Origin of the sequence: Streptomyces botrytidirepellens (assembly GCF_003721215.1) — a bacterium.
GTDB classification, from domain to species: domain Bacteria; phylum Actinomycetota; class Actinomycetes; order Streptomycetales; family Streptomycetaceae; genus Streptomyces; species Streptomyces himastatinicus.
Genome location: NZ_RIBZ01000308.1, coordinates 1 through 8,665 on the forward strand (window position 1 = coordinate 1; position 8,665 = coordinate 8,665).

Genomic DNA, 8,665 nt, shown 5'->3' on the forward strand with positions numbered 1-8,665 from the left:
CCCGCCGGGGAGGGCGAGCGGGAGCCGCGGTCCGCCCGGGACGGCACAATGGGACGGTGAACGAGCCGATACCCGTGACCCGGACCGTGGACCACGGCACCGCCAAGCTGATGCCCGACCTGGACCGGCCGCGCGCCTGGCTGCTCACGGTGGACGGCGCGCCGCAGTCGTACGTCGACCTGGACGATCCCGGCCACCTGGAGTTCGAGTACGCGCGCAGGCTCGCCCACGTCCTCGACGCGACCGGCGAGCCCGGCGCGCCCCTCGACGCCCTGCATCTGGGCGGCGGGGCGCTGACCCTGCCCCGCTACCTGGCCGCCACCCGGCCCGGCTCCCGGCAGCAGGTGATCGAGGCGGACGGCGGGGTGCTGGAGCTGGTCGCCGAGCAGCTGCCGCTGCCGCCGGACGGCGCGGGCATCACGGTGCGCCGGGCGGACGCCCGCGCGGCGCTGGAGGCCGCGCCCGACGCGTCCGCCGACGTCATCGTGGCCGATGTGTTCGGCGGGTCGCGGGTGCCCGCGCACCTCACCTCGGTCGCGTACGCGCGCGCCGCGGCCCGGGTGCTGCGCCCCGGGGGCGCTTACGCGGCGAACCTCGCCGACAGCGCTCCGTTCACCTTCCTCCGCTCCCAACTGGCCACGTTCCGCAGCGTGTTCGTGGAGGTGTGCCTGATCGCGGAGCCCGCGGTGCTGCGCGGCCGCCGGTTCGGGAACGCGGTGCTGGTGGCCTCGCAGAGCGAGCTGCCGGTCGGGGCGCTGGCGCGGCGTACCGCGGCCGACGCGTTCCCGGCGCGGGTGGAGTACGGGGCGGCGCTGGAGCGGTTCACCGGCGACGCGGCGCCGGTGCGGGACGAGGACGCGGTGCCGTCGCCGGAGCCGCCGGGCGGCGCGTTCAGCGTCGGCTGACGGTACGGCACGCGCAGCACGTACGGCGGGCTCAGCGGTCCTGCGCCGCCGTCAGCTCGGTGGCGGGCGCCCCCTCGGCGACCGGCTTCGGTTCGCGGCGCCGCAGCCGCCGTACGTCCGGTACGCACAGCACCGCCAGGGTCAGCAGCAGGATCAGCGCCGAGCAGCCCCACAGCGCGGTGGTCCGCCCGAAGGCGCTCTCGGCCGGGCCCGCGAGGGCGGTGGCGACGGGAACCATGGCGATGGAGCCCAGCCAGTCGTACGCCGCCACCCTGGACAGCTTGTTCTCGGGGATCTCCTGGTGCAGCGCGCTCATCCAGGACACCCCGAACACCTCGACCGACGCCCCGGCGACGAACATCACCACGCACAGCGCGGGCGCGGACAGCGGGACGGCGAGCGCGGCCGACGGCAGGGCGAACGGCAGCACGCACAAGGTGCCCGCGAGCAGCAGCCGCCGCGGTCTCCAGCGCATCATCGTCAGCCCGCCGACGACGGTGCCCGCGCCGAACGCCGCGAGCGCGAACCCCCAGGGCCGCGCGCCGCCCAGGTGTTCCTCGGCGACCAGCGGCCCGTACACCGCCTCGGCCGCGGCCACCACCGCGTTGACGACCGAGAACTGCACCACGATGGACCACAGCCAGGGCCGGCCGATGAACTCCTGCCAGCCCTCGCGCAGATCGCGCAGCATGCCGCCGCCGGGTTCGCGCGGCGCGATGTGGCTGACGTCGAGCAGCGCGCGCAGCGCACCGGCGACGGCGAAGGCGGCGGCGTCGACGGCCAGCACCCAGCCCGGGCCGACGATCGCCACCAGCGCGCCGCCGAGCGCGGCGCCGCCGATCCGCGAGCCGTTGAGGCCCATCCGGAACAACGCGAAGGCGCGGGCGGACTGTTCGGAGGTGACGCTGGAGAACAGCATGCCCTCGGCGGCGGGGCCGAAGAACGCCTGGCCGATGCCGCCGAGCGCGGCGAGCCCGGCCATCTGCCACAGCCGCGCCTCGCCGGAGAGCACCAGCACCGCGAAGAGGCCCTGCGAGGCGCAGTTGAGGGCGTTGGCCGCGACCATCACCCGGTGCCGCGGCAGCCGGTCCGCCAACGCGCCGCCGATCAGCAGGAAGGCGACGAGCGGCAGGGTACGGGCCGCGGCCACGAGCCCGACGTCGCCGCCGTCCCCGCCCGCGTCCAGCACCGCGAACGCCGCCGCGATGAGGGCCCCGGAGTTTCCGAGGCCCGCCACCACCGCGGCGGCGGTCAGCAGGGTGTAGTTGCGACCCGCCCAGGCGGGGCGGTGCGGTCGGGGACGCGGGGCCGGGGGAGTGGTCACGCAGCGGAACTATCCCCGGGGGCGGGCCCCGGCGTCCAACCCATTTCCGGCCGCGTCGATCAGAAGCCCTCGGACTTCACCGGGCGCAGCGTGCTCATGATCTTCTTGATGGTGGCGTCCGGGACCTCGTCCTTGACGCCCTTGGCGGAGTAGAGCACCCACGTCGCGAAGTCGCCGTTGATGTCGGTGTAGGTGACGGTGACCGCCTTGCCGTCCGTGACGCACTTGTCGGTCTTCTTGACGCCGGTGACCGTCGCCGTGGCCGTGTGGCCCTTCAGCCCGTGGTCACTCTTGAACGGCTTGGCCTTGGTGACCTTGCGGGTGCCGGTCTCCTTCTGGTCGAAGCCGGCGAAGACCCAGTTCTTGGCCTCGGTCTCGGCGGCTTCGGCCTGGGTCTTGGCGCCCTGTGCGCCCTTGGTGCCGACTCCGGCGATGCCGCTGGTGTTCTCCTCGCCGTCGTCGTCCTTGACCGTGCAGGCCTCTTCCTTGTACTTGGCCGGGGCGGACATGATGACGAGCGGGTTGCCCTTGTCGTCCTCGAAGCCGATGCTCAGGTCCGGCTTCTTCACCGCCCAGTTGGCGGGCACGTCGAAGGCGTCGTGCCGCTTGGGGTTGACGACCGTCTTCCAGCCCGGGATCACCGGCTTCACCTCGGCCGCGTCGCCGCCGGCGCGCGGGTTGTCCTCCTCACCGGCGGAGGGGGCCCCGCCCGGGTCGGAGGAGGCGGCGGACGAGGAGGCGGCGGGCTTCTTGCCGTCCTTGGCCTGGTCGTCCCCGCCGTCGTCCTGGTTCAGGAAGACGGCGCCGGTGATCACGGCCGCCGCGACGACCGCCACCGCGGCGACGATGGCGATGGTCGCCGTGCGCTTCTTCTTGTCCTGTGGCGGCTGCGGCGCCCCGGCCGGTCCGGAGGACGTGTTCCAGCCTTGTGCGGGCTGCTGCTGCGGTCCGTAACCCGGCTGTTGCCCCGGCTGGCCGGGGTAGCCCGGCTGTGGCTGCTGATAGGGATTCGGCTGCTGGTAACCCGGCTGCTGGTACGGATTGGGCTGTTGATACCCCGGTTGCTGATAGGGATTCTGATCCTGCGGGTTCTGCTCGCCCCCGGGCGGCTGCTGTCCTGGCCACATGGCCGATAACGATAGATGGGGGCGCGGGCGGCGGCTACGGCCGCCCCTTTCCCGAGTTTTCTACTGGGTGGTAACTTCCAGGTCATGTCAGAGACCCTGCCGTCCATCGGCGACATGCTCGCGGCCACCGTGCCCATGGTCCGCACCCTGAACCTGGAGTTCGTCGAGGCGTCGGCCGAACGTGCCGTGGTGCGCCTGCCCGACCAGCCCGACTTCCACAACCACGTCGGCGGACCGCACGCGGGGGCGATGTTCACCCTGGCCGAATCCGCGTCCGGCGCGGTCGTGCTCGCCGCCTTCGGCGACCAGCTCCAGCGCGCCGTGCCGCTGGCCGTGCGCGCCGGGATCGACTACAAGAAGCTCGCCAAGGGGCCGGTCACCGCGACCGCCCGGCTCGGCCGGCCGGTGGCCGAGGTGGTGGCCGGACTCGACGCGGGCGAGCGCCCGGAATTTCCCGTACGGATCGAGATCACGCGTGAGGACGGAGCGGTCACCGGGGAGATGTCCATCACCTGGACGCTGCGGCCGCAGGGCTGAGGGCCGGCCTCCGTCCCCTCATACGGGCGTACCTCCCCCTCGTACGGCGCCGTCCGGCGAGCCGATGTGGCCGGGACCACCCATCGTGGAATGTGGCGGACGCGCCGATTGAGTACGCTTCCCGAGTGCGCTCGATCGGGCGTGCGCCGACCATGGATCGGCATACGGGAGGGAACCGGCGTTGCACATCGAGGAATGGCTCGAAACCGTACCCGCGATCAGTGTGTATCTGCTCGTCGGCCTGGTCATCGGCCTCGAAAGCCTGGGCATCCCGCTCCCCGGAGAGATCATCCTGGTCACCGCCTCGCTGCTGGCGGCCTCGCAGGACCACATCAACCCCTACATCCTCGGCAGCTGCGCCATCGCGGGTGCCGTGATCGGCGACTCCATCGGGTATGTGATTGGCCGCAAGGGCGGTCAGCCCCTGCTCGCCTGGCTGGGCCGTAAATTCCCCAAGCACTTCAGCGCCGAGCACGTGGCGAGCGCCGAGCGGTCCTTCCAGAAGTGGGGCATGTGGGCGGTCTTCGTGGGCCGCTTCATCGCGCTGCTGCGCATCTTCGCGGGCCCGCTCGCGGGCGTGCTGCGCATGCCGTACTGGAAGTTCGCCATCGCCAATGTGCTCGGCGGCATCGTCTGGGCGGGCGGCACCACCGCGGTCATCTACTCCGTCGGCAAGGTCGCCGAGGACTGGCTCAAGCGTTTCTCCTACCTCGGGCTCGTGGCCGCCCTGTGCTTCGGCCTCGGCTCGATGCTGCTGATGAAGTGGCGTACGAAGAAGGCGCAGCAGAAGGCGGCGGCGCAGCCGGTGGCGGCCACCGCCGGGACCGGCGCCGAGGCGGCCGAGCCGGAGCCCGTCCCGGCCGCCGAGTAGCACCTTTTCGTCACTCCTGGTCCGTCTGGTCCGTCACTCCCGACCGGCCCGCTCCTCCGTCGCCGCGCGGTGGTGGCGGGCCAGTTCCACGTAGCCCTCGGCGTTGAGCCGCACGTGCTCCCGCTCCTCCTCGGTCAGCTCGCGCCGGACCTTCGCCGGGACCCCCGCGACCAGTGAGCCCGGCGGCACGCGCATCCCCTGCGGCACCAGCGCCTGGGCGGCGATCAGCGAGCCCGCGCCGATGTGCGCGCCGTTCAGCACCGTGGCGCCCATGCCGACCAGGACGTCGTCCTCGACGGTGCAGCCGTGCAGCACCGCGTTGTGGCCCACCGTCACCCGCTCGCCGACGGTGGCGGGGAAGCCGGGGTCGGCGTGGACGGTGCAGTTGTCCTGGATGTTGCTGTGCGCGCCCACGCTGATCGACTCGGCGTCCCCGCGCAGCACGGCGTGGTACCAGACGCTCGCTCCCGCGGCCACCGACACATCGCCGATCACCACGGAGGTCGGGGCGGTGAACGCCTCCGGATCGACCTTCGGCTCCTTGCCGCCCACTCCCGCGATCAGCGCCCGCTCCGCCACTGCCGTCTCCTTCGGTCCGCGAACTCTCGTTTCCCGGCACGTTAGCCCGTCGTCAGCAGCACGGTGCCCACCAGGGCGAGCCCGGCACCGGTCGCCTGCACCGCGCGCAGCCGCTCGCCCAGCAGCCCGCGGGCGGCGAGCGCGGTCACCACCGGGTACAGCGAGGCGAGGACGGCGGCGATGGTGACCGGTCCCGAGTGGGCGGCCAGGTTGTAGGTGCCGTTGGCGGCGACGTCGGCCAGCCCCACGAAGGCCAGCGCGGGCAGGGACGCCGCGACCACGCGCAGGCCGCCCTCGGGCAGTGCGCGGGTGCCGCGCCGTACGGAGATCAGCAGCGCGGTGCCGCCGACCACCACGTTGCACACCCGCTGCACGAACAGCGCGAGGAAGAGCCCGGTCAGGGTGGTGGACGCCTCGGCGATCAGCGCCATCACCGAGCCGAAGCCCAGCGCGGCGACCAGGGTGAGCAGCAGGGTCTGCCGCTGGACGGGGGCTCCGCCGGTCTGCGGCCCGCCGGCCAGGACCACCCCGGCCACCGCCACCACGACCCCGGCCAGCTGAAGCAGCCCGGGCCGCTCGCCGAGCACGATCGCGACCCCGAGCGGCACCATGACGCCGCCCAGGGCGCCGAGCGGGGAGACGACGCCCATCGGGCCGAGCGCGAGCGCCCGGTAGAAGCAGAGCATGGCGGCGGGGCCCACGACGCCCGCCGCCGCGGCGAACCACAGCTGCGGCCCGGCCTCGGACCAGCCGCCGGTGGCCACCACGATGGCGCCGAGTACGGTCACCGCGATGACCTGCGAGACGACGACCACCGTGAGCGCGGGGGTGCGCCGGGTGAGCAGCCCTCCGCCGAAGTCGGCCAGCCCCCACATGAGGCTGGTGGCAAGAGCGAAGAGTGCGGACATGGAGAGACCTCGCCGTACAGTGTGATGGACGCTGGAGTACACCCCACCGTAGTTCACTTTGTTCGACTATGCCATTCACAATAGTGGACGGCCCTGATGATGGACGGGATGCCCGTGACGGACCTCGATCAGCTCACGCAGTCGCTCGCCCGCAACCTCAAGCGCTGGCGCAACGATCGCGGCTACACCCTCGACGCCCTCGCCGCCCGTGCCGGGGTCAGCCGGGGCATGATCATCCAGATCGAGCAGGCCCGTACGAACCCCAGCGTCGGCACCACCGTGAAGCTCGCCGACGCCCTCGGCGTGAGCATCACGACGCTGCTCGACTACGAGCAGGGACCCCAGGTGACCTTCGTCCCCGCCGATCAGGCCGTGCGGATGTGGTCCACCGAGGCGGGCAGCTACACCGCGCTGCTGGTGGGCACCGAGGCGAACGGGCCGCTGGAGATGTGGGACTGGCGGCTGATGCCCGGCGACGGCAGCAGCTCCGATCCGCACCCGCCCGGCACCTTCGAGCTGCTGCGGGTGACCGCGGGCGAACTGACCCTGGTCGTCGGGGACCGGACGCACACCGTGCCGACGGGCACCTCGGCCGCGTTCGAGGCCAACACCCCGCACACGTACCGCAACGACGGGGACGTACCGGTGGAGATGACCATGGCGGTGTCGGTGCCGCCCGCCCGCTGAAACGCGGGCCTGCGCACCCCCTCCGACCTGCTAGCTTGAGCCGCATGCCTACCCCGATGGATGCCTTCGACGAGGTCCGTCCCGCCGTGGAGTGCCTGGACCTGCTGACCGCCCCGGTGGCCGCCGCACTGCGCGACTGGCGCGGCACCGACCCGGTGGAGCAGGTGCTGTACGTGGACACCGACCCGGACAAGGCCGACACCGCCGTGCTGGTGGAGAACTACGGCTCCTGGCTGCTGGAACAGTCGGCCAACTGCGTGGTGGTGGCCGGGAAGCGGGGCGGTGAGGTCACGCTCGCCGCGTGCCTGGTCCTCGCCCACACCCGCGCGGACGTCAACGGTGTCGTACGCCGCCATCTGGGCGCCCGCAAGGCGTCGTTCGCGCCTACGAGTACGGCGACCGGCGAGAGCGCCATGGAGTTCGGCGGCATCACCCCGATCGGGCTGCCCGCCGACTGGCCGCTCCTGCTGGACGCCGCCGTCGCCGACATCCCGTACGCGCTCATCGGCAGCGGCAGCCGCCGGGGCAAGCTCATCGTGCCGGGCAAGGTGCTCGCCGGGCTGCCGGGCGCGGTCGTGCTGGAGGGGCTCGGCGCGTAGCGGTCGAGCAGCGGTCAGCCGCGGCGCCGGGACAGGTCCAGCGACAGCGCGATGGAGTGCTCGGCGAAGCCCAGGCTCCGGTACAGCTCCTCGGCGCCCTCCGTGGCATGCAGATCGACGCGGGTGACGCCCTGCCCGGCGAACCAGTCGAGCAGCGCCTCCGTCGTGGCGCGAGCGTAACCGCGGCCCCGAGGGCGCTTCGGGTCGTCCTCGCCGTGCATCGCGAGGAACATCAGCCGGCGCAGCCGGACCAGCTCGGCGGCGGGGCGGGCGGCGCGTATCGGGATCATGGGGCGAAGCCAGCCGCCGGGCCGCGCCGCCCCCAAGCCCTTTACCGGCCCAGCCGCGGGATCTCGATGGCGGGGCAGCGGTCCATCACCATCTCCAGCCCCGCCGCCCGGGTCCGCTCGTACGCCGCTGGATCGACGACGCCGAGCTGGAACCACACCGCCTTGGCGCCGATCTCCACCGCCTGGTCGGCGATCGGCCCGGCCAGCTCGGAGTTGACGAACACATCGACCACGTCGACCGGGAACGGGATCTCGGCGAGCGTGGCGTACCCCGGCTCGCCGAGTACCGTCTCGGCCTTCGGGTGCACGGGCACGACGCGCTTGCCGTGGNGAGTACCGTCTCGGCCTTCGGGTGCACGGGCACGACGCGCTTGCCGTGGCGCTGGAGCACCCCGGCCACGCCGTACGCCGCGCGGGCCTGGTTGGACGACAGGCCGACGACCGCCCAGGTGTCTCCCAGGTCCTCCAGGATGGTGCGGATCGTCGCTGCGTCGCCGTACATGGATTCCTCCTGCGGGTGCGGTGTCCGGCCTCCTCGGGCGTCCGGCCTCCTCAGGCGGAAACGGACACCGCGCCCCGGAGATTCCCCGGCGGGTGCCGGGTGGTGCTTCAGGAAGCCGAGTCGGCCATGCGCTCGCGCAGGCTGCGGGGCCTCATGTCGGTCCACACCTCGTCGACGTAGGCGGAGCACTCGTCCTTGGTGCCCTCCTTGCCGACGGTCTGCCAGCCGTCGGGGACGTCGAGGTCGGCGGGCCACAGGGAGTACTGGTCCTCGTCGTTGCGGAGCACCTGGAAGCGGGCGTTGTCGTCCATGAGCTGTTCTCTCCTGTCGTGTGGA

Annotated in this window: 11 protein-coding genes and 1 pseudogene; 5 read left to right on the forward strand and 7 right to left on the reverse strand. The window is 72.7% G+C overall.

The features are described from left to right. The first annotated feature begins 56 nt into the window (after positions 1-56). The gene (locus EEJ42_RS25930) at positions 57-905 is read left to right on the forward strand and encodes a spermidine synthase (RefSeq protein WP_123103438.1); all 849 of its coding nucleotides are present in this window, start codon (positions 57-59) and stop codon (positions 903-905) included. 31 nt (positions 906-936) lie between these two features. On the opposite strand, the gene EEJ42_RS25935 is transcribed toward EEJ42_RS25930, so the two are convergent. Both EEJ42_RS25935 and EEJ42_RS25940 read right to left on the reverse strand, forming a co-directional pair. After that, on the reverse strand, positions 937-2,229 hold the full coding sequence (locus EEJ42_RS25935; RefSeq protein WP_123103440.1) for an MFS transporter: 1,293 nt from the start codon (positions 2,227-2,229) through the stop codon (positions 937-939). 59 nt (positions 2,230-2,288) lie between these two features. After that, a complete protein-coding gene (locus EEJ42_RS25940; RefSeq protein WP_123103442.1) occupies positions 2,289-3,356 on the reverse strand; it encodes a DUF8017 domain-containing protein in 1,068 nt (355 codons plus the stop codon). Between the two features lie 84 nt (positions 3,357-3,440). Between EEJ42_RS25940 and EEJ42_RS25945 the strand changes: the two genes are divergently transcribed. Together EEJ42_RS25945 and EEJ42_RS25950 are read left to right on the forward strand one after the other, a co-directional pair. Further along, positions 3,441-3,893 (forward strand): DUF4442 domain-containing protein, encoded by a 453-nt coding sequence (locus EEJ42_RS25945; protein ID WP_123103444.1) that lies wholly within the window; start codon positions 3,441-3,443, stop codon positions 3,891-3,893. 181 nt (positions 3,894-4,074) lie between these two features. Continuing rightward, positions 4,075-4,764 carry a DedA family protein gene (locus EEJ42_RS25950; RefSeq protein WP_123103446.1) on the forward strand — a complete coding sequence of 230 codons (690 nt, stop codon included), beginning with the start codon at positions 4,075-4,077 and terminating at the stop codon, positions 4,762-4,764. A gap of 33 nt (positions 4,765-4,797) precedes the next feature. Here EEJ42_RS25950 and EEJ42_RS25955 read toward each other — a convergent pair whose 3' ends face one another. Then, positions 4,798-5,343 carry a gamma carbonic anhydrase family protein gene (locus EEJ42_RS25955; RefSeq protein WP_123103448.1) on the reverse strand — a complete coding sequence of 182 codons (546 nt, stop codon included), beginning with the start codon at positions 5,341-5,343 and terminating at the stop codon, positions 4,798-4,800. A 41-nt stretch (positions 5,344-5,384) separates the two neighbouring features. Next, entirely contained in the window at positions 5,385-6,251 is an 867-nt protein-coding gene (locus tag EEJ42_RS25960; RefSeq protein ID WP_123103450.1) for an EamA family transporter, read from the reverse strand. Between the two features lie 114 nt (positions 6,252-6,365). On the opposite strand from EEJ42_RS25960, the gene EEJ42_RS25965 reads away from it, so the two are divergent. Next, positions 6,366-6,938: a helix-turn-helix domain-containing protein gene (locus EEJ42_RS25965; protein ID WP_123103466.1), complete on the forward strand. Its 573-nt coding sequence runs from the start codon at positions 6,366-6,368 to the stop codon at positions 6,936-6,938. Between the two features lie 44 nt (positions 6,939-6,982). Continuing rightward, positions 6,983-7,537: a YbaK/EbsC family protein gene (locus EEJ42_RS25970; RefSeq protein ID WP_123103452.1), complete on the forward strand. Its 555-nt coding sequence runs from the start codon at positions 6,983-6,985 to the stop codon at positions 7,535-7,537. 14 nt (positions 7,538-7,551) lie between these two features. Here EEJ42_RS25970 and EEJ42_RS25975 read toward each other — a convergent pair whose 3' ends face one another. From EEJ42_RS25975 to EEJ42_RS25990, 3 genes and pseudogenes are all read right to left on the reverse strand, one after another. Beyond that, positions 7,552-7,827 (reverse strand): GNAT family N-acetyltransferase, encoded by a 276-nt coding sequence (locus EEJ42_RS25975; RefSeq protein ID WP_123103454.1) that lies wholly within the window; start codon positions 7,825-7,827, stop codon positions 7,552-7,554. Positions 7,828-7,868: 41 nt separating this feature from the next. Next, positions 7,869-8,329: pseudogene (locus EEJ42_RS25980) on the reverse strand (CoA-binding protein). 107 nt (positions 8,330-8,436) lie between these two features. Beyond that, on the reverse strand, positions 8,437-8,640 hold the full coding sequence (locus EEJ42_RS25990) for an MbtH family protein (protein WP_123103458.1): 204 nt from the start codon (positions 8,638-8,640) through the stop codon (positions 8,437-8,439). Positions 8,641-8,665: the final 25 nt, after the last annotated feature.